Origin of the sequence: Streptomyces sp. NPDC050997 (genome assembly GCF_040660135.1) — a bacterium.
GTDB lineage: Bacteria > Actinomycetota > Actinomycetes > Streptomycetales > Streptomycetaceae > Streptomyces.
Genome location: NZ_JBFAGK010000017.1, coordinates 1 through 18,677, shown reverse-complemented (window position 1 = coordinate 18,677; position 18,677 = coordinate 1). Strand labels below are relative to the sequence as shown.

Genomic DNA, 18,677 nt, shown 5'->3' with positions numbered 1-18,677 from the left:
GTCACTGTGACTGACACTGTCGACAAGGTTCCGGCGTCCGTGCCGCCGGAACAGATCAAGGCCATCCCGGTGCGCCACTACGGCCGCTGGGTGGCCGGCGCGGTGGTCATAGCCGTCCTGGTGCTCATCGGGATCGCCTTCTCCAACGCGAAGATCAACTACGACATCATCCCGGACTACCTCACGGACGACCTGATCCTGGACGGCGTCTGGCACACGCTGTACATCTCCGTGCTGTCGATGGTCCTCGGACTCGTCCTGGGCGTGATCCTCGCGGTGATGAGGATGTCGTCGAACCCGGTCACCAGCACGGTGGCCTGGCTCTACATCTGGTTCTTCCGCGGCACTCCGGTGCTGGTGCAGCTGCTCCTCTGGTACAACATCGCCCTCGTGTTCCCCATGCTCAACCTGGGGTTCTACAAGGACGAGATGAACCAGGTGATGACGCCGTTCCTGGCGGCCCTGCTCGGACTCGGCCTGAACGAGGCCGCGTACATGTCCGAGATCGTCCGGGCCGGCATCCAGTCGGTCGACGAGGGGCAGACGGAGGCCTCGCACGCGCTGGGCATGACCCAGGGCAAGACACTGCGGCGCGTGGTCCTGCCGCAGGCCATGCGGGTGATCGTGCCGCCGTCCGGCAACGAGTTCATCAACATGCTCAAGACGTCGTCGCTGGCCTACGCGGTACAGTTCAATGAGCTCATCAAACGGGCCCAGGACGTTTCCAGCACCTCGCTGGCGGTCGTCGAGATGTACTTCGTCGCGTCGATCTGGTACCTGATCCTCACCAGCGTATTCAGCGTCGGTCAGTACTACCTGGAGCGCCGCTACGCCCGGGGTTCGTCGCGCAATCTGCCGCCGACCCCGATGCAGCGGCTGAGGAAGAACCTCCGCCTGTTCGGTTCGTTCCGCCGCCCGGAGGTGTCGCGATGACCAGTCTGAGCAAGGACATCGCCGGACCCACGGGCGGTCACCCGATGGTCCGGGCCGAGGGCGTGCACAAGTCCTTCGGGCTCGCGCACATCCTCAAGGGCATCGACCTGGAGGTGAACCCGCGCGAGGTGTTCTGCCTGATCGGCCCGTCCGGCTCCGGCAAGTCCACCTTCCTGCGGTGCATCAACCACCTGGAGAAGATCAGCGCGGGCCGGCTGTACGTCGACGGCAACCTGGTCGGCTACCGGCAGAGCGGCGACAAGCTCTACGAGCTGAAGGAAAAGGAAGTGGCCGCGCAGCGGCGGGACATCGGCATGGTGTTCCAGCGCTTCAATCTCTTCCCCCACATGACGGCGCTGGAGAACGTCACCGAGGCGCCGATCCAGGTGAAGGGCGCTACCAAGGCCGTCGCCCGGGAGCGCGCGAAGCAGCTGCTGGACCGGGTGGGTCTCGGCGACAAGGTCGACCAGTACCCGGCGCAGCTGTCCGGTGGTCAGCAGCAGCGTGTGGCCATCGCCCGCGCGCTGGCGATGGAGCCGAAGCTGATGCTCTTCGACGAGCCCACCTCGGCCCTCGACCCGGAACTCGTCGGTGAGGTCCTCGACGTCATGCGTGACCTCGCGGAGGACGGCATGACGATGATCGTCGTCACGCACGAGATGGGATTCGCCCGCGAGGTCGGCGACTCCCTGGTCTTCATGGACGACGGCGTCGTGGTCGAGTCCGGCCACCCGCGCGAGGTCCTGGCCAACCCGCAGCACGACCGGACGAAGTCGTTCCTGTCCAAGGTCCTCTGACCGCTCGGGAGGAATGCGAAGGGCCGGTGCGGTGGGAAAGTTCCCCGCCGCACCGGCCCTTCGCATTCCTCCGGAAGCAACCGGAAGGAGCCGGAAGGAAACAGCACACCTACCTGAGCGCCAGCAACAACGTGTCCGACGGCGAGCACCACACCGGCCGCGCCTCGCCGAACCCCTTCTCGCGCAGGGTCCGTGCGTGCCACGCGGCGGACGGCATGTCGCCGTCGGCGTGCTCGCCGTAGATCTCGAAGCGCCGGGCGGTGGGGCCGGCGAGGACGGGGTCCTGGGCGGCGAGCTGCCACCACTCGGCCCAGTCGAGGGCGCCGTTCGCCTTGGCCTGATCCATGCCCGCGTGTCGCTGCGCCCGCTCGGCCGCGTTGATCCGGGGCGTGGACTCGTCGATCATGTGGTCCGCGTTCATGAAGACACCACCGTCGCGGACGAGTTCCGCGACCTGACCGTAGAGGGCGGCGAGGGGTTCGCTGTGCAGCCAGTGCAGGGCGGTGGCGGTCAGAACCGCGTCGTACGAGTCGTACGGCAGCCTCGACGGCCAGTCCGGGTCCTTGAGGTCGGCGGTGACGAAGGTGACCCGGTCGTCGTCCGCGAAAGTGCCCTCGGCGATGGCGAGAAGCGCCGGGTCGAGGTCGACTCCGGTGCTGGTGGCCTCGGGGAACCGCGCGAGGAGCCGGGCCGTGATGCTTCCCGTACCGCACGCGAGGTCCAGGACTCGCGGGGCGGTGCCGACGAGGGACTCGACCATGTCGAGCATGATCCGGAAGCGCTCCTCCCGGTCCGGCATGTACCACTCCTGCTGCCGGTCCCAGCCCTCCTGCCAGGCCTGCCAGTCCGCACCGGCCGTGGTGATGTTCGTGTCCGTCATCGAGCCCCTCCGTCGCGCGATCTCACGTAATACCCTGGATGCACGACCGGCTGTTACCCCGACCGCACCACGACCATAGAACGCCTCCGTAAGGACTACAAGTGGAACTGGCCTATTACTCGGACTACGCCGTGCGGCTCGTCAACAGCGAGGAACCGGCCCGGGGCAAGGACTCGCTGACCTCGGTCGAGGCAATCCACGACCTGTTCGGCGGCAACCAGGGGGTCGCCCGGCGCGCCACGGACGCCGACGTCACCCGTTTCCGGGGCGTACGGGCCCGGCTCCGGGCGGTCTTCGAGGCGGCGGACGCGGGCAGCGAGACCCTGGCCGTGGACCTGCTGAACTCACTCCTCCTGGAGTTCCCGGTGAGCCCCCAGATCTCCGGCCACGACTACCGGGACGACGACGGCAGGCCGCTGTGGCACATGCACCTGGCGGACCATCCGTCCAACGCGACCGCGGGCTACGCGGCGATCGCGGCGATGGGCCTGGCCTTCCACCTCACGGAGTACGGCGTCGACCGCTTGGGCCTGTGCGAGGCGCCCCCCTGCCGCAACGCCTACCTGGACACGTCCACCAACCGCTCCCGGCGCTACTGCTCCGACCGCTGCGCCACCCGCGCCAACGTGGCGGCCTACCGCGCCCGCAAACGCCTGGAGGCGGACCGGTCGGACAGCACCGGCCTCGCGGCCGACAGCGCCCAGCGCACCGCGGCGAACGGCGAGCGCTGATCCGGGCGGCGCGGCCGGTAACGGAAGCGGACCCTGCCGAGGACCAACTCGTCGGGCACGGTGCCGTAGTCGGTGCTGTCGCCGCCGGCGTACGGATTGTCGCCGAGCACCCACCAGCCGCCCTCGCGCCGCTCCGCCGCACGCTTGACGACCAGCAGGTCCTGCTGGAACGGATGGCGCAGCACGAGCACGTCACCCGGCCTGATCCGGGCGCCCCAGTGCACCACGAGCTGGTCCCCGTGACGGAGCGTGGGCACCATCGACGGCCCGGTCACCTCGGCCAGTCCGAACGGCAGCATGGCGCCCCTGCCCTCGGTCTCCTGCGACAGCTCCGGCATCATCCGGCACCTCCCCGGTCCATCCTCCACCAGTCTCAGTCTGACCCCGGACTTTTGTCCTAAGCCCATGGGGGCACCCGCGAAATCCCCTCCCCCGGGGAGTAATGTCGCACCTGAGAAGACGATCACGAGGAAGGAACGCTCCATGCTTTCCCGCCTGTTTGCCCCCAAGGTCAAGGTCAGCGCCCACTGCGACCTGCCCTGCGGCGTGTATGACCCCGCCCAGGCCCGCATCGAGGCGGAGTCGGTCAAGGCTGTCCAGGAGAAGATGGCCGGCAATGACGACCCGCACTTCCAGACGCGCGCCACCGTCATCAAGGAGCAGCGCGCCGAGCTGGCGAAGCACCACGTCTCCGTGCTGTGGAGCGACTACTTCAAGCCCCCGCACTTCGAGAAGTACCCGGAGCTGCACCAGCTGGTCAACGACACCCTGAAGGCCCTCTCGGCCGCCAAGGGTTCGACCGACCCCGCCACGGGCCAGAAGGCCCTGGACTACATCGCCCAGATCGACAAGATCTTCTGGGAGACCAAGAAGGCTTGATCTTTGATCACACCCTCTGACCTGCCCTTTCCTTGGTTGCAGTGTCTCCCTGCCCGCACCCGGTCCGCAGGCCGCCGAGCACGGCGTCCATGACGGTCCGGGTGCGGTCTTTTTCACCCGGTCACGGGTGGCCGTCGATCCGCGACGTGATGACGGCGGACGCGTGGTCGAGGACCAGCTGGACCTGCTTGACGCTCGCTCCGCCGGCGGTGAGGACGGAAGCGAAGAAGTGGCGCAGGTCGTGGGTCACCATGTGCGGCGGATCTGCGCAGCCCTCCCAGACCACGCTGACCGTGTCCTCGCCGATCCCGCCTGGCCCGCCCTCACCACAAGCCTCGCCCCCGCGCCAGAACCGCCGATATCTCTTAGCCGAGGTCGCCGCCCTGCGAGAACTCGATACTGCTGATCGCCCCGCCGAAGTCCTCAACTGGCGCATTACCGTCCAGCTCAACAGGCGAGCGCAGGCAGCGCGCAAGCGAAGCACCAGGATCGTCACACCCGCCGCCCCTGCGCAGCAGCCAACGCCCACGAGGGTGAACGATCGGCTTACGGAGCGCGGTCGACACCGGTATCCGACTCGGCTCTCAGCGACGGCAGACGAGGACGCCGCCGAGGCACGTGATCTCGAAGGTCCCGTGCTGGGCGATGTGATCAACGAGGATGGTGCGGGCCCGCTCGATCGTGGCCTCGAAGGGCACGTCGTGCTGGTCCGCCCAGGCCCGGTAGGAAGCCATGTGCGCGATGACCGGCTCAGGATCGTCGACCGTGATGGTGCCGGGCAGTTCCATCGTCTCCACCCGCCCGAACTCCTCACCCAGGAACGCCAGGGCCTTCTCCAGGGAGAAGCGGGCGCTGAGCGAGATACGGGCCGGACCGCGCCCGATACCGAGGACATCGCCCGCAGCCCGCTGCCACAGGTCGTCAAGTTCGACCTTGTCCCGGTCGCTGTTGGTGGAGGCGATCACCAACCCGTCACGGCTGACTATGCGGGACACTTCCCTGACCGCCTGCGGGATGTCAGAGACGTGGTAGAGCATATGCAGCGCCAGGGCGGCATCAACGCTCTCGGTGGCCAACGGCAGGCGGGTGGCGTCCGCTACGGCGACCGGGCCGGGGACGCCGGCGAGGATACCGGGGGCAATGTCGAGGCCGAGCAGGACCAGATCGGGCCGATCGTCGCGGAGCCGCTGGATGAACTTGCCGTTGCCACAGCCGACATCGACCACTCGTCCCCGCGCACGCACGCCGCTCAGCTTCTCGGCGACGATACCGGGCAGGTCGTAACGAGGCGTCTGCCACCGGTAGAGCGACTGGCGAGCGGCGAGATCCCGATCACTGTTGTAGGCGCTTCCGGCGAGGCGGCCCCGGTCGGTGACGGCGGCGGCGTGTGCGGCGGACAGTTCGGTCACGTCGACAGCTCCGGAGTACGGGCGGCAGGTGAGGCCGCGAGGACAGCCGTGTGTTGGAGTCGTTCGCGCAGGTGTGCAGCCTGCGTGGCCCCACCGTACTGCTGCCCGCTCAGCTCCCGGCTCAGAGCGGTGAGCCGGCGCACGATGCTGGCCGACATGCGCTCCGGCGAGGAGTCGAGGACGAAGCCGAGCACCGCCTCAGTGCCGTCCAGATCGCCCAGGAGCAGATGGCCACGGGCGAGATCGACATGGGCAGCGAACAGGTCGCCCACCGACTGGTCATCGTCCTCGGCGCTGCGGTAGAGCCGGATCGCGGTGTCCGCGCTGACAATGGCCTTCTGGACGTGCTCCCGCCCGCCCACCGCCAGGTAGCTCGTACCGGCGTACGTGAACTGCTTAGCAGCCGGGAAAGCGAAGATGCCCGGTACCTCGTCGTGACCCACCATCGCCTCGCGAGAGCTCTCGGCATCCGTCAGCGCGGCCACCACACCCACCCGGTCTCCAACTACGGCCAGCGCCCGCGCCTCCAGACTCGCCAGCCGAGCCCCGATGCTCCCGCCGGCCCGGTGTTGACGACCCGCCTGTGCCAGCCGCGCCGCCTGCTCGTACCGTCCAGTCCAGTAGGCGATCAAGGACTCAACGGCTCGCACCCATGCCAACATCCCTTCGTGGCCGGCAGCCTCCGCGCACGCCCGGGCAGTGCGAGCGTGTGTGGCCGTGGAGTCGTAGTCACCCAGGTCCAGGCACACATGAGCGGTCAGGCCGCACAGGCGTGAGGCCGCGACGTACAGGTCAGTGGTCTGCCGGGGATGCTGCCGCCCGCGCAATAGCTCGAACACCCCGTTCCGCAGCCGCTTGATCTCGACATACAGCTCCAGCAGCGGGTGACTGACATAGCTACGGGCGAGCCGAGCGACATCGGCCTCCAGCTGCTCTACGACGAACTCGTCGGCGTTGCGGTGCGCGATAAACCGGGCGAACTCCGCAGAGGCCACCGCATCCACCGACACAGCCCCCACCACGGTGTGCGGACGCGCCATGGGCTGCGCGGGCGGCGTCTGTTGCGCATCTTCCGGGCCGCCGCCGTTCCGCCGACTCTTGCTGACCACAACCGCCCGGTCGAGTTCCGTGGCATCGACGCCGAACACCTGCGCCAGGTATTTCCGCGTGTACGGCACCGGGATGCGTACCTCGCGCTCGTAGCGCCCGATCTCCTTGCCCGTCTTGGTGGCACGCCCCTCCAGGGCGTTGTATTCGTCGGCCACCCGTTGCTGAGACCAGCCACGCTCGGTACGCAGTCTGGTGAGCAGCGCACCGATCCCCGTGTCGCTCATCCCCTCTCCCCGCAGCACGTGAAGTCTGGCCCCCATAGTGGCCCCTGACATGGCCCCCGTGCTGGCTCCCGACCCAAACGAGTGACAGCGGTTGGCTGTTGGCCATGCCCAGCAGACTGCCCGGCGAGCCGGACACCCTCGCACCGGACCAAGCCCTCGACGGCGCCGTCGAGCACGAATCCAGGCTCTTCGACCGACGCCGGACCACCCCAGGTGCCGCCCGCTCCTTCGTCGCCGAGACCCTTACCCAATGGGGCCGGACCGAACGCCTCGACGACATCCGGCTGTGCACCTCCGAACTCGCCACCAACGCCGTCCTGCACGGAGCCCCTGCAGGCGGCCAGGTCCTCGTACGCGTCGAACTGCACGCCACCGTGCTGCGCATCGAGGTGCACGACAGCGGCAACGGCACACCCACCAAGCGAGAGGCACGCAACACCGACGCCGAAGGCCGCGGCCTACTCCTCGTATCCGCAGTGGCCGACCACTGGGGCGTAGAGGAACGCCGTGGCCCCGGCAAGTGCGTCTGGGCAGCCTTCCACCGCAGCGCGGTGCCGACATGCTGACGCCCGCCAATACCGAGGCGCTCACGCTGACCGCCGGTCTGATCGCCTCCCTGGCCACCACCACGTGGCTGGACACCGCCCCGACCGGCGCCACTCTGTGTTGCCTCCTACTGGTACCTCAACAACCCCGCAGCCTCTACGAGACGCCGACCGTCATCGAGCAACGCATGCGCGCGGTCGCCGAAGCTCTGCACCTCGGCCCCGCCATCGCACCTCCGCCGGACATTGGGCCGCGTCTGCGCCAGATCACCCCGACCGAGGTGGCCTTGCACTTCGACGGCACCCCCTACCGAAAACGGATCCCCGCAGGCCACCCCTGGATCTTGCTCCTCGGCCAAGGGACCCCGGTAGCCCTTGTCCTGGGCCTCGACCCGCTCTCCCGCAGTGCCACGCCGGCAGAGATCGACACTTACCTGGACCGCGCCACTCCCCGCCAGCGCCTCCTCTTCGGTCACACCCGAACCGAATGAACCCCAACCCACCCCAGGGGGACATCCCGTGACGACCCACCCCGTCTCACCGAACACTGTCCTGGCCAACGCCCTCCGCCATACCGAAGACGTCCTGACCCCACGCATCCTGGCCACCCAGCCGCAACGGATCGTGCTGGTCGTCGGCACCCAGATCAACGGCGCCCCGCACATCGGCACCTCGCTCGTCCAGTCACTCGCCTTCGCCATGGCCGCCCGCCTGCGCGACCGGTTCAGCATCCCGACCGAGGTCCTGTTCAGCGCCCTCGACAACGCCCCCTAGGAGTTGACTACCGACCCGGTCAGCTGTCACCGCTACCAACGCGCCTACGCCCAGGCCCTCGGCGACCATGCCCTGACCGACCTCGTCGGTGCCCTCTACCAACCTCTGTTCACCGCGCTGTCCCGTCGCCTGGGCATCCCGCACCGGGTCGAGACCTACAGCCAGCAGCAGGCCGGCGAGCACTTCCGCCGCACCTGGCTACGGCTCCTGCCCCGACTCGATGCCGCCCGCTGGTGGCTGGCCCCCTCCACCGGCACGCCGCACGTGCGAGTCCCATGCCCACAGCCCGGCTGCGGCTGGGCCGAGAAGCACGCCGAGCGCACTCGCGTCCAACTCACTGACCGCCAGGCCGCGCACGTGGCTGCCGTCTGCCTCCACCACGGTCCTTACCAGGCCACCATCGCCCCGGCCGAAGGCGCCTACCTCGACCTGGCCACGCTGTACCGCAACCTCGTCAAAGAACTCGCCCTGTCCAACCCCCACGGCACCCTGCATGTCATGGTCAAGGGCGGCGACTGGGTCTTCGGCTCCCACCTGGTCGACGAGGCCCTCCAGGCCGTCGGCCTCACCCGCGGACAGCTCCCGGCCCGCCTGTTCTGCCCCCAGGTCGTCACCGACACCGGCGCCAAGTTGTCCAAGTCGCTGATCCGCGAGGGCCGCGCTTCTCTGCCGGACGGCGCGGCCGGCTGGATGCTCGATACCCGGCAGTGGCCCGGCACCATCGCCGAGTACGTCGAGCAACTGCTGGCCATGACAGATACGTTGCTGTCCGACCCCCGCCACTTCTTCCGCTCGTACTCGGCCACCGAGATCGACCGCATGATGACCGCACCAGCCCCCAGGAGCGTTCCCGCCCCATGACCGACACCACCGCCCGCGTCCGCGAGCTCAACCTCTACCGCCAGTACTTCGACCTCGTCGCCGCGGGCACCAAGACCATCGAGGTGCGGGTGAAATACCCGCACCTCGCCGACCTCGCTGCAGGCAACATCATCCGCTTCCGCATCAAGGGCACCGACGAGACGTGCGAGGTGACCGTCAAGCGGATCACCGAATACGCCAATTTCGAGGCCCTGCTCGACGGCGAGGGACCGGCCAACATCAACCCGACCGCCACTCGCGAACAGCAGCTCGCCAACATCCGCACCATCTACCCGCCCGAGAAGGAGGCGCTTGGCGCCCTTGCCATCGAAATCCAACGCACTGCCCTCGACGGCTGGCGATAGGAAACGCCCACGCCTCTTTCCGGGCGAGCCCCATTGGCTCCGATCCGGTTCCGGGTGGCCATCGCCGCCTGACACAATCCGCCCCTGGTCGTCGTCTCCCCGAGGCCAGAGACGATTGAATGGCAGATAGGAAATTCCGGTGCGCACCGCGCACAGTGTGCGGGACGATCTACGTATGACAGTAGATTTCGCGGAGCTCAACAGGTTGGCGGTGCCTGGCCTGCAGGCTCTGACCGAGCTGCTGGTCGGCGGTGCTGCCGACCATGCTCCGGCATCCGAGGACAACCGCCCCTTCCAGGTCGGCTGGGGCATGGTGGTCGCGCTTCACCGGCAGGCCGCCGCCGTAGTCGTCCTGCATGATCAGGGACTTGGTCACGAAGCCGCGCCGAATAGGCGGCTGATGGTCGAGTACGTCGCGCACCTTCAGTGGCTCGTCAGGGACGGCGACGACGCCGTGGACTCCATGAACAAGGCGCACCAGCACAAGCATGGCGGCCTGCGTAAGGCTGCAGATGACGGCGGATACCAGTACGACGCCGAGGCGGCCGACGCCGTACGCGACGCCGTGATCCCGGGCAACCCGACCAACACGTACAACAACACCAGCAACCTTCTTGGCCGTTTGGGCGGTGGGCTACTTCAGTCCTGGCTCGGCGAGACTCAGCTTTCGCACGCCACTCTTGTGGCGGCCGGGGCCTTCTACCGGGAGACGGACGAGCATCTCGAACTGTTCCTCACGCCGACGTACGGCATCGAGGGCGATCCGATGGAGGCGTCGCCCTACATCGCCTTCTTCTTCATGCTCTTCGGCATGGTCGCCTTCAACGAGCTGATGGTCGACAAGCCGTGGACAGATGAACTCAAGGCCATCGGCGACGCGGCCGGTCTCGCCGGAGCGGTCTGACACGGTTTATGACCGCGCCATTTCGCGGTCTTGAAATTACGGCCTTAGAATGCGCTGCACTCTGTGCACTTTCGCGATCTTAAAGGGCAACTGCAAAATTTCACTATTTTTCAGGATCCAGTCGCGTTGATCTTCGCTCAGTTTATCGCTGCTCGACTTGACCTCGATGAATTCAACATCTGTGACTCCAAACTCGGTCTCACTCCAGGAAACCAGGTCAGGCCAGCCCAAATACCTGCCCCAGTAGTCATCTGCGAGGAACCGGAGGACTCTCTTCACCTGCTCCGGACCCAGAATCTGAATTATTCTGCGGCCACGCTCGACGTCAGTAGGGCTATATGCCCACAGATACTGCCGCAACTCTTCAGCGTACGAAGTCCAGTAGTCAAAAACCCACAGCATCTCTTCCATCGTGCATGGAAGGCTCGCGAGATGCTCCTCTAGCGCATCCGCTCGACGGGTAGCGTGCACCGGGCTACCGAAATCCTCTGGCAGCATCGTCCAAATGAGATCGCCCTGACCAACGCCGGCCCTGTCACGTCTACCAAAACCGGCTGGCCTATTGCGAGAATCTCTCGGATCCTGCACCCACAACCACATCAACGTGGCAAAAACGGCCTGGAAGGGTCGGCTCTCACATAACATGACCTTCCGACCCGCTTGGCGCAGACGCTGGGAAACAAACTCCTCCACGTCGACTGCAGATTCGAGATCATCCGAATCCATCGGGATGACCTGCACGTGGCCGATAGTCGAAGTTACGTAGCATGCCGGATATTCCTCCGTCACTACCCCACAGGCGGCCAACATATCCGAATCAGACTGCCTGGTAAAGTCGTACTTCGGCTTCTCATCATGCTGGCCACGTATGTCACGGATAACTGCTCGCTCAATGGCTTCATATTCGGCCCTGTGCTGGTGAGAGAGTTCCATCGCTGCACCCCGCCCGTCGGAGCCGGTCAATGGCAGGCCCTGCTTCGACGCCCATTGGATGAAACGATGGTTCGTCTCCTTATAGATCTCCCGCCAGTAGTACCGATGAACCAGGCTGGCAGCACCACGGTGCGGCTTCTTAGGGAATGCCGGTGGCTCCTCACCTCGGCACTCGTGGCACACACCAGCCAACAAGGGTTCTGTGACTTGAACCGGAAGGCGAGTCTGAGCATCAATGCTCCGTATGGCCTGATGAGGGAGCACATAGAGGGCAAGCTCCTCATCGCATGAGCACGTTAGTACGGCCTGACACTCCTCGCACGTGTACTTCCGCAACAGTTCGTACGTATTAACGATGGACAGAGACCCATGCCGGCAAGCCGCATGTTCATCGTTCTTCGCCTGCTCCATATTCCCCTCCAAGCGCGCAAGAGTCCACGGCTTCTGATTCTCGTGGGAACATCCTCAGGTGCGTAGCAATTTTCCAGCACCGACTGTTCCCGGAAGAGCTCCGTCGTCAGATCCTCACAAGGACATCAGACTTTCCAACAGAGCATGAACCCGCGCCGCACTTAATACAACAAGAGACCGGGCCCCGCCTGTATTTTCCATTGGTCACGCTCCCTCGTCATGGCTACAACATTGCGCACGGCTCTGCGCACGGCGCGCGCATCGCTCTGGACAGGTTGGACAGCACCTACGGCAGCCGCCGGTCGTCATCTTGCAGCAGAGGACCGTGACCCACTGCCGCAGCGGGATCTCCAGATGTTCTGGAACGTCTTTTGACCAAGGGCTCGTCAACTGACCACTGAGGATCTGCCGCCTGCGGACTACGCCACCGGCTGCTTTTGAAACATGGAAGAACCGTAGCGTCGCCTGGTCTGACACATCGCTAATTTTTCCGCCCGGCCTGGGCTACTGCTTCAAACCCTGGAGCGACGGATCACCGGCGAAGGGCCTCGATAAGCTTGCCAAGGTTCCGCAGGGACCTATCAGAGGCACCGCGGGCTGCCATAGCACCGAGGATGGTGTCGCCGTCCAGCGCTCCGACGTCACGCAGATCCCTCAGGATGTTCTGGGCCTGCTGCTTGCCGAAGCGATCCCCGAAGCCGTTGTTCCCGTAGAAGTCCAGCCGGTCGATGGCCTCGGCCAGCCGGGGCGGAATTTGTGCTGGCTCATCGTCGGGACGTGTCAGGTCAACGGCGCCTAGCTGTTGTGCCCAGCCCCGCAGCGGGAACTGGGTGCCCTCGACGACCGCGATGGAGGAGCCGCGAGCCAGGCTCATCGCAAAGTCCAAAGTCTTCTCGGTGGGGGCGTAGGCGAGAACCGGACCGATACCACGGCCAACACGGCTTCGGTCGGCACGTGGCGTTGTGCAGGAATGCCGAGCACGAAAGCGCCGTAGTGCAGGGCTGTGGTCTTCGACGCCGAAAGCGTTGAGTACCAGCACGCCAGCGGCGCCCTGCTCATCGCACTCCCGCTGGGTCCAGGCCACCGCCAGCTCCGAAGCCAACTCCCAGTCCCGCTCAGGGTCATCGTCCGGCACCCACGCGGCTCGATCTACGTTGCCCACTCCTGCCATAGAACACCTTACTGCTCAGGGCCCAGCCGCACTCTCGCGGCAAGCCGCTTCCAACAACCACGCTAGTCCCAGGGTCTGACATCGCTAGATCGGCGAGCGCCGACGGTGAGGCCATCTCCGCGAGCCCGGCACCACGAGTCCTGCAACACGGTCTTGGCGCACGGCAGCCTGGGCACAGGCTGGTGATCGAGCCGTCATGTCGTCCTCCACAGGCGACTGCGGCGGGCGCGGGCTCACCCGCACCCCGCCACACAGCCAGTCCGCACCCAGTCCGCGAGACACCCAATCAAGACCGTCGCACCCCATCGCCACCCATCACCAAAAGACCAGGTCAGCGCCCCACAGGAAAGATCCCCGCAGGTCACCGACCCGGCCCATTACTAGGAGACCAAGAAGGCCTGATCTTTGATCACGCCATCTGACCTGCGCTTTCCTTGGTTGCAGTGTCTCCCTGCCCGCACCCGGTCCGCAGGCCGCCGAGCACGGCGTCCATGACGGTCCGGGTGCGGTTTTGTTCGCCCGGCCACGGTGACCGTAGCCGGTCTTTTTCACCCGGCCACGGTGGCCGTAGATCCGCGATGTGATGACGGCGGACGCGTGGCCGAGTGAACGATCGGCTTACGGAGCGCGGTCGACACCGATGGCCTGCTCGGCTCTCAGCGACGGCAGACGAGGACGCCGCCGAGGCACGTAATCTCGAAGGTCCCGTGCTGGGCGATGTGATCGACGAGGATGGTGCGGGCCCGCTCGATCGTGGCCTCGAAGGGCACGTCGTACTGGTCCGCCCAGGCCCATTCCCCGAATTGCCCTTCTGGGGAGCCTGATTCCCTGTGAGTTCGTCGACTCCGGACTGAGCCGCGCCGGCTCTGGCGTCCGGCCCGCAGAGGTCGAACCCCCGCCGGGACCGGCCACGAAGCCGCGGCTCTCCCGCGTTCAGCGGCGCGTGCCGACGCGGCCCGGGGCAGCGTGGTCGTCGTGGAGCATGTGCCAGCCCGGGGTGTAGGCACCGTGGAGCACCAGCGACGCCGCACCGACAGCGCCGACGTGGTCTCCGATGAGGCTCGGCTCCACGGACACCGTACGCACGGTGCGGGCGATGGACTGGCCGTTGACCCATGTGTCCATCGCCCGGTGGACCCGGTCCTCGATGCCGTGCAGCGCCTCGCCGCCGAGGACGATGAGACGGACGTCGAGCAGGTTCACCGTGGTCAGCGCCGCCCGGCCGATGCACTCCGCGGCGCGCTCGACCGCCTCGACCGCGTGCTGGTCACCTTTCGCCGCGGCAGCGCAGAGGCTGCGCCAGTCCGCGCGCGTCCGCTCAGGGCTCAGGGCAAGGCCGAGGCGTTCAGCCTCGCGCCGGCCGTGCCGGGCGGCGAAGTCCGCGAGCACCGCGTAAGGCGCCGCGTACGCTTCCAGACAGCCACGCCCACCGCAGTGACACTCGGTCCCGCCCTGCTCGACCACCACATGTCCGAACTCGCCCGCGTTGCCAGAGTCTCCGCGCAGTACCGAGTCGGCGAGCATGATCCCGCCGCCGATCCCGGCACCCATGTAGACGAAGAGGAAGCTGCCCGCCCGGTCCGCTCCGCCTGCCCAGCGCTCGCCTATGGCGGCGGCCGTGGAGTCGTTGTCCATCACCACGGGCAGCCCGGTCGCCTGACTCAGCAGGTCCGTGAGGTGCACATGGTGCCAGTCGGGCAGGTTGGGCGGGTCGAGGACCATACCGCGTGCACGGTCGACCGGGCCGGGCACTGCGACGCCAAGTCCCAGTAACCGGCTGCGTTCCACGCCCGACTGCGTGATCAGTGCGTTCACCCCCCTGCTCACTATCCGCACCAGCCGGTCGGGGTCACTCTTGGTGGAGGTGCGCATCGTGCGTCGCCGCAGCACCCGGCCGGACAGGTCGAGCAGGACGGCCACCGTGGTGTCAGGATCGAGATGGACTCCCACGGCGTACGCCGCGTCCGGGCGCAGCGACAGCAGCTTGCGCGGCTTGCCGCCCTGGGAAGGGGCCTGGCCGGTCTCCTGGACCAGGCCCTCGTCGAGCAGCCGACGCACCACGTTGGAGACCGTCTGGTTGGTGAGGCCGGTGGCCTCGGCCAGTTCGACCCTGCTCACGGACGAGCGTCCACGCACTGTGTCCAGTACGACGGCGCGGTTGTAGCCGCCCACCCGTGGCAGGTTGGTGCCTGTCCGCATGCTCTTGTCTCCGTTCGATCGATGGGGCCATGGCGTTCCGCAAGACCCTGCGCGGGTGCCAACGCCCCCGAACCTAGCGGAAAAAACGCGGCGCACGCCCGTTGACTTCATCAATCAAATGGATTTACTTTCGCGGGCAACAGCGCCATGCCCTCAATCGGCAGGGGCCTCTTCTCCCTATGGGTGGAGCACCAGTGAAAGCGCACTTCAGACCCATTTTCCTTGTCTCCCTGAGCGGATCCCTCGTCCTCTCGCTCGCCGCGTGCGGAGGTTCCGGTTCGGCAGGATCAGGTGACGCGATCAAGATCGCGTACCAGCGAAGCATGGACAACAAGAGCCGGGTCATGGACAACTACCTGGCTCTGATCAAGAAGCAGTTCGAGAAGGCCAACCCGGGCAAGAAGGTCGAACTCATCCCCGTACAGGCGTCGGAGAACGACTACTACTCCAAGATCCAGCTGATGATGCGCTCACCGCGCACCGCTCCCGACCTTGTCTATGAGGACACCTTCCTCATCAACTCCGACATCGCCAGCGGCTATCTGCGCCCCCTGGACAGCTACCTGAAGAACTGGCAGGACTGGAGCCAGTTCGTACCCACGGCGAAGGCCGCCGCCAAGGCACAGGACGGCAAGACATACGGCGTTCCGGACGGCACCGACACTCGTGGCCTCTGGTACAACAAGCAGCTCTTCGAGAAGGCCGGCCTGCCCGCCGACTGGCAGCCCAAGAGCTGGGACGACGTACTGAGCGCGGCCCGCACCATCAAGAAGAAGCTCCCCGGCGTCACGCCGCTGAACGTCTACACGGGCAAGGCCGCCGGTGAAGCCGCGAGCATGCAGGCCTTCGAGATGCTGCTCTACGGCACCGGCAAGGATCCCCTGTACGACGCGTCGTCGAAGAAGTGGGTCATCAACAGCAAGGGCTTCACCGACTCCCTCGGCTTTGTGGACAAGGTCTTCAAGGAGAAGCTGGGCCCCGACGTCCAGGACGCGCTCGACGCCAACTTCGGCACCACGGTGGGCAGCGAACTGCTCCCGGAGGGCAAGCTCGCGATCGACCTCGACGGTTCCTGGATGGGCAACAACTGGATCAAGACCGGCGCCAAGCCATGGCCCCAGTGGACCGAGGTGATGGGCCAGGCCGCGATGCCCACCCAGAACGGGGACGCACCCGGCAAGGTCAGCCTGTCGGGCGGTTGGACCTGGGCCATCCCTGCCAAGTCGAAGAACCCCAACCTCGCCTGGGACTTCATCAAGACCCTGCAGACGAAGGCCAACGCCGTCGAGTACGACATCCGCAGCGCCAACATCGCCGTGCGCCAGGACGTGGCCGCCGACCCCGGATACCAGAAGTCGATGCCCGGTATCGACTTCTTCACCGGCCTGGTGAAGTACACGTACTACCGCCCGGCGCTGCCGGTCTATCCACAGGTGTCGACCGCGATCCAGGAAGCCATGGAAGCCGTGACGACCGGCGATGCGAGCCCGCAGAAGGCCGCGAGTGACTACGCGGCAGCGGTGAAGAGCGCCACCGACGGTGCGGTCGTCGACGGGGCGGGTGGGTGAAGGACGCTGTGACAACGATATCCGGGACGGGTGCGGGGATACGCGGCCACGGCACGCGTCTCCCGCGCCCGCCCGGCTCCCCCTCCGCGGCGGCGCGCACCCGCCGCACGCTGATCCGCGGGTTGCCGGTCCTGCCCTCGGTGATCCTCCTGCTGCTCTTCCTGGCCGGACCGATCGCGTACTGCGTCTACTACGCGTTCACCGACATGCAGCTCACCGGCGCCTCGAGCACCCGCTTCGTCGGCTTCGCCAACTTCACCAAGGCGTTCGGCAACCCCGACTTCCTCAACGCGGTGGAGCTGACCCTGGTCTTCACCGTCCTGTCGTCGATCATCGGGCAGAACGTGCTGGGTCTGTCGCTGGCCGCACTGATGGGCAAGGCGTCGCGGCGCGTGCGAACCGTGGCGAGCACGGTCGTGATCATCGCCTGGGTGCTCCCGGAGGTGGTCGCCGCCTACCTGCTCTATGTGTTCTTCCGCAAGGAGGGGGAGCTCAACGCGATCATCGGGTTCCTCCACCTGCCGCAGCAGAACTGGCTGTACACGCTCCCCATCGTCGCCGTCTCCCTGGCCAACGTCTGGCGGGGGACGGCGTTCTCCATGCTTGTGTACTCGGCGGCGCTGAAGGAGATCCCGACCGAGATCACGGAGGCCGCCGAAGTGGACGGCACCGGCCGGTGGCAGCGGCTGTGGTACATCACTCTGCCGATGATCCGGCGCTCGATCGGCACCAACCTGATGCTCAACACCCTGCAGACGCTGTCGGTGTTCGGCCTGATCTACGTCATGACCCGCGGCGGCCCCGGCAACAAGAGCCAGACGCTGCCGCTGTACATGTACGAGCAGGCATTCCAGAACAGTCTCATCGGGTACGGAACGGCCGTGGCTTTGATGCTCCTCATGGTCGGCGCCCTGTTTTCCGTCCTGTATCTGCGACTGCTGAGGACGGAGGTCTGAATGGCGGTCGTCCTGTCCCCGAAGTCCACCGCCCGGCGCACCCGGCCGAGCGCGGCACCACTGACCGCCCGCCGCTCGCGACGGAGCACCGAGCGTGCTGTGGCGAACGCGGTACTGCTGCTGATCGCGGCGGTGTTCCTCGTGCCGCTGCTGTGGCTGGTCCTGGCCTCGCTGAACGGCACGGCCGGCCTGCGGGTCTCCGCCCCCGACCCCGTGACGCTGGACAACTTCCGCGCGGTGCTCAACACGGACACCACGTATCGGCCGATACTCAACGGGCTGGTCCTGTGCGGTGGCGCGACCGCGCTGTCTGTGGGGTGCTCCGTGCTGGCGGCCTATCCGCTGTCGCGGTACGAGTCGCGATACAAACGGCCGTTCCTGCTGACCATCCTGTTCGCCACCGGCCTGCCGATCACCGCCGTGATGGTCCCCGTCTACGCCATGTTCGTGCAGGTCAACCTGATTGACACGATGTACGGCACGATCCTGTTCCTGGGCACCTCGTCGCTGCCGTTCGCGATCTGGCTGACGAAGAACTTCATGGACGGAGTGCCCCTGGTGCTGGAGGAGGCCGCGTGGACGGACGGTGCGTCCGGTCTCCAGACCCTGCGCCGCGTGGTGCTGCCACTGATGGGGCCGGGCATCACGGTGGTCACCATCTTCACCTTCCTGAGCATGTGGGGGAACTTCTTCGTCCCGTTCTTCCTGCTGCTCTCCCCCGATCAGCTTCCGGCCTCGGTCAGCATCCTCAACTTCTTCGGCTCGCGCGGCACGGTGGAGTACGGACAGCTCGCGGCCTTCTCCCTGCTGTATTCCACGCCCGTGGTCCTGCTGTATGTCGTGATGTCGCGTGTGCTGGGCGGCAGTTCTGCGCTCGGCGGCGCGCTGAAGGGCTGACGCGGCGGGGGGGGGGCCCCCCCGGGCCCCCCCCCCCCCCCCCCCCCCCCGCACTGGACCCCACTAATAAAGCCCCCACGGGACCGCCCCCGAAAGGGCCCCCCCCAGCCCCGCAGAGTATGATAAAGAG

Annotated in this window: 18 protein-coding genes and 3 pseudogenes; 13 read left to right on the top strand and 8 right to left on the bottom strand. The window is 66.6% G+C overall.

The window, feature by feature from the left end; translation table 11 throughout:
* The first annotated feature begins 6 nt into the window (after positions 1 to 6).
* A complete protein-coding gene (locus tag AB0H86_RS31225; RefSeq protein WP_362446207.1) occupies positions 7 to 933 on the top strand; it encodes an amino acid ABC transporter permease in 927 nt (308 codons plus the stop codon).
* The gene (locus AB0H86_RS31220; protein WP_362446204.1) at positions 930 to 1,730 is read left to right on the top strand and encodes an amino acid ABC transporter ATP-binding protein; all 801 of its coding nucleotides are present in this window, start codon (positions 930 to 932) and stop codon (positions 1,728 to 1,730) included. Before AB0H86_RS31225 ends, AB0H86_RS31220 begins: the two co-directional genes overlap by 4 nt.
* Positions 1,731 to 1,839: 109 nt before the next feature.
* Here AB0H86_RS31220 and AB0H86_RS31215 read toward each other — a convergent pair whose 3' ends face one another.
* Positions 1,840 to 2,610, bottom strand: a complete 771-nt coding sequence (locus tag AB0H86_RS31215) for a class I SAM-dependent methyltransferase (protein ID WP_362446201.1) — start codon at positions 2,608 to 2,610, stop codon at positions 1,840 to 1,842.
* Positions 2,611 to 2,711: 101 nt separating this feature from the next.
* On the opposite strand from AB0H86_RS31215, the gene AB0H86_RS31210 reads away from it, so the two are divergent.
* Complete coding sequence (locus tag AB0H86_RS31210) at positions 2,712 to 3,341, top strand: CGNR zinc finger domain-containing protein (protein ID WP_362446198.1); 630 nt, start codon at positions 2,712 to 2,714, stop codon at positions 3,339 to 3,341.
* Here the strand turns inward: AB0H86_RS31210 and sodX are convergent.
* Entirely contained in the window at positions 3,245 to 3,679 is a 435-nt protein-coding gene (gene sodX / locus AB0H86_RS31205) for a nickel-type superoxide dismutase maturation protease (protein ID WP_362446656.1), read from the bottom strand. The two genes, AB0H86_RS31210 and sodX, sit on opposite strands and share 97 nt — an antisense overlap.
* A 145-nt stretch (positions 3,680 to 3,824) precedes the next feature.
* Between sodX and sodN the strand changes: the two genes are divergently transcribed.
* A complete protein-coding gene (gene sodN / locus AB0H86_RS31200) occupies positions 3,825 to 4,220 on the top strand; it encodes a superoxide dismutase, Ni (protein ID WP_255952223.1) in 396 nt (131 codons plus the stop codon).
* A 7-nt stretch (positions 4,221 to 4,227) separates the two neighbouring features.
* Here sodN and AB0H86_RS31195 read toward each other — a convergent pair.
* A pseudogene (locus tag AB0H86_RS31195) lies at positions 4,228 to 4,485 on the bottom strand (site-specific integrase); the annotation flags it as partial.
* Between AB0H86_RS31195 and AB0H86_RS31190 the strand changes: the two are divergent.
* Positions 4,483 to 4,705 (top strand): annotated as a pseudogene (locus tag AB0H86_RS31190) (mobilization protein); the annotation flags it as partial. The pseudogenes AB0H86_RS31195 and AB0H86_RS31190 sit on opposite strands and share 3 nt — an antisense overlap.
* Before the next feature lie 99 nt (positions 4,706 to 4,804).
* On the opposite strand, the gene AB0H86_RS31185 reads toward AB0H86_RS31190, so the two are convergent.
* Both AB0H86_RS31185 and AB0H86_RS31180 read right to left on the bottom strand, forming a co-directional pair.
* Positions 4,805 to 5,629 carry a class I SAM-dependent methyltransferase gene (locus tag AB0H86_RS31185; protein ID WP_362446194.1) on the bottom strand — a complete coding sequence of 275 codons (825 nt, stop codon included), beginning with the start codon at positions 5,627 to 5,629 and terminating at the stop codon, positions 4,805 to 4,807.
* Positions 5,626 to 6,963, bottom strand: a complete 1,338-nt coding sequence (locus AB0H86_RS31180) for an XRE family transcriptional regulator (protein WP_362446190.1) — start codon at positions 6,961 to 6,963, stop codon at positions 5,626 to 5,628. Before AB0H86_RS31180 ends, AB0H86_RS31185 begins: the two co-directional genes overlap by 4 nt.
* 104 nt (positions 6,964 to 7,067) lie before the next feature.
* Between AB0H86_RS31180 and AB0H86_RS31175 the strand changes: the two genes are divergently transcribed.
* The 5 genes and pseudogenes from AB0H86_RS31175 to AB0H86_RS31155 all read left to right on the top strand — a co-directional run bounded on the left by AB0H86_RS31175 (position 7,068) and on the right by AB0H86_RS31155 (position 10,412).
* Positions 7,068 to 7,529 carry an ATP-binding protein gene (locus AB0H86_RS31175; RefSeq protein ID WP_362446187.1) on the top strand — a complete coding sequence of 154 codons (462 nt, stop codon included), beginning with the start codon at positions 7,068 to 7,070 and terminating at the stop codon, positions 7,527 to 7,529.
* A complete protein-coding gene (locus tag AB0H86_RS31170) occupies positions 7,523 to 7,999 on the top strand; it encodes a hypothetical protein (RefSeq protein WP_362446184.1) in 477 nt (158 codons plus the stop codon). Before AB0H86_RS31175 ends, AB0H86_RS31170 begins: the two co-directional genes overlap by 7 nt.
* A 28-nt stretch (positions 8,000 to 8,027) precedes the next feature.
* Positions 8,028 to 9,143: pseudogene (locus AB0H86_RS31165) on the top strand (hypothetical protein).
* On the top strand, positions 9,140 to 9,508 hold the full coding sequence (locus AB0H86_RS31160) for an ASCH domain-containing protein (protein ID WP_362446181.1): 369 nt from the start codon (positions 9,140 to 9,142) through the stop codon (positions 9,506 to 9,508). Before AB0H86_RS31165 ends, AB0H86_RS31160 begins: the two are co-directional and overlap by 4 nt.
* Positions 9,509 to 9,647: 139 nt before the next feature.
* Entirely contained in the window at positions 9,648 to 10,412 is a 765-nt protein-coding gene (locus tag AB0H86_RS31155) for a hypothetical protein (protein ID WP_362446178.1), read from the top strand.
* Between the two features lie 36 nt (positions 10,413 to 10,448).
* On the opposite strand, the gene AB0H86_RS31150 is transcribed toward AB0H86_RS31155, so the two are convergent.
* From AB0H86_RS31150 to AB0H86_RS31140, 3 genes are all read right to left on the bottom strand, one after another.
* On the bottom strand, positions 10,449 to 11,345 hold the full coding sequence (locus tag AB0H86_RS31150) for a VRR-NUC domain-containing protein (protein WP_362446175.1): 897 nt from the start codon (positions 11,343 to 11,345) through the stop codon (positions 10,449 to 10,451).
* 943 nt (positions 11,346 to 12,288) lie between these two features.
* Entirely contained in the window at positions 12,289 to 12,918 is a 630-nt protein-coding gene (locus AB0H86_RS31145; protein ID WP_362446172.1) for a hypothetical protein, read from the bottom strand.
* Between the two features lie 942 nt (positions 12,919 to 13,860).
* A complete protein-coding gene (locus AB0H86_RS31140) occupies positions 13,861 to 15,126 on the bottom strand; it encodes an ROK family transcriptional regulator (RefSeq protein ID WP_362446169.1) in 1,266 nt (421 codons plus the stop codon).
* Positions 15,127 to 15,305: 179 nt separating this feature from the next.
* On the opposite strand from AB0H86_RS31140, the gene AB0H86_RS31135 reads away from it, so the two are divergent.
* From AB0H86_RS31135 to AB0H86_RS31125, 3 genes are all read left to right on the top strand, one after another.
* Positions 15,306 to 16,694 (top strand): extracellular solute-binding protein, encoded by a 1,389-nt coding sequence (locus AB0H86_RS31135; protein WP_362446166.1) that lies wholly within the window; start codon positions 15,306 to 15,308, stop codon positions 16,692 to 16,694.
* 110 nt (positions 16,695 to 16,804) lie between these two features.
* Positions 16,805 to 17,650, top strand: a complete 846-nt coding sequence (locus AB0H86_RS31130) for a sugar ABC transporter permease (RefSeq protein WP_362446653.1) — start codon at positions 16,805 to 16,807, stop codon at positions 17,648 to 17,650.
* On the top strand, positions 17,651 to 18,547 hold the full coding sequence (locus tag AB0H86_RS31125) for a carbohydrate ABC transporter permease (RefSeq protein WP_362446163.1): 897 nt from the start codon (positions 17,651 to 17,653) through the stop codon (positions 18,545 to 18,547).
* Positions 18,548 to 18,677 lie beyond the last annotated feature (130 nt).

What these genes read in the sequence shown, in the direction of transcription:
- AB0H86_RS31220 (WP_362446204.1), top strand. Translation starts at nt 930, where the DNA reads ATGACCAGTCTGAGCAAGGACATCGCCGGACCCACGGGCGGTCACCCG.
- AB0H86_RS31150 (WP_362446175.1), bottom strand. Translation starts at nt 11,345, where the DNA reads ATGGAACTCTCTCACCAGCACAGGGCCGAATATGAAGCCATTGAGCGA.
- AB0H86_RS31125 (WP_362446163.1), top strand. Translation starts at nt 17,651, where the DNA reads ATGGCGGTCGTCCTGTCCCCGAAGTCCACCGCCCGGCGCACCCGGCCG.
- AB0H86_RS31175 (WP_362446187.1), top strand. Translation starts at nt 7,068, where the DNA reads ATGCCCAGCAGACTGCCCGGCGAGCCGGACACCCTCGCACCGGACCAA.
- sodX (WP_362446656.1), bottom strand. Translation starts at nt 3,679, where the DNA reads ATGCCGGAGCTGTCGCAGGAGACCGAGGGCAGGGGCGCCATGCTGCCG.
- AB0H86_RS31135 (WP_362446166.1), top strand. Translation starts at nt 15,306, where the DNA reads ATGGGTGGAGCACCAGTGAAAGCGCACTTCAGACCCATTTTCCTTGTC.
- AB0H86_RS31160 (WP_362446181.1), top strand. Translation starts at nt 9,140, where the DNA reads ATGACCGACACCACCGCCCGCGTCCGCGAGCTCAACCTCTACCGCCAG.
- sodN (WP_255952223.1), top strand. Translation starts at nt 3,825, where the DNA reads ATGCTTTCCCGCCTGTTTGCCCCCAAGGTCAAGGTCAGCGCCCACTGC.
- AB0H86_RS31170 (WP_362446184.1), top strand. Translation starts at nt 7,523, where the DNA reads ATGCTGACGCCCGCCAATACCGAGGCGCTCACGCTGACCGCCGGTCTG.
- AB0H86_RS31180 (WP_362446190.1), bottom strand. Translation starts at nt 6,963, where the DNA reads ATGAGCGACACGGGGATCGGTGCGCTGCTCACCAGACTGCGTACCGAG.
- AB0H86_RS31140 (WP_362446169.1), bottom strand. Translation starts at nt 15,126, where the DNA reads ATGCGGACAGGCACCAACCTGCCACGGGTGGGCGGCTACAACCGCGCC.
- AB0H86_RS31215 (WP_362446201.1), bottom strand. Translation starts at nt 2,610, where the DNA reads ATGACGGACACGAACATCACCACGGCCGGTGCGGACTGGCAGGCCTGG.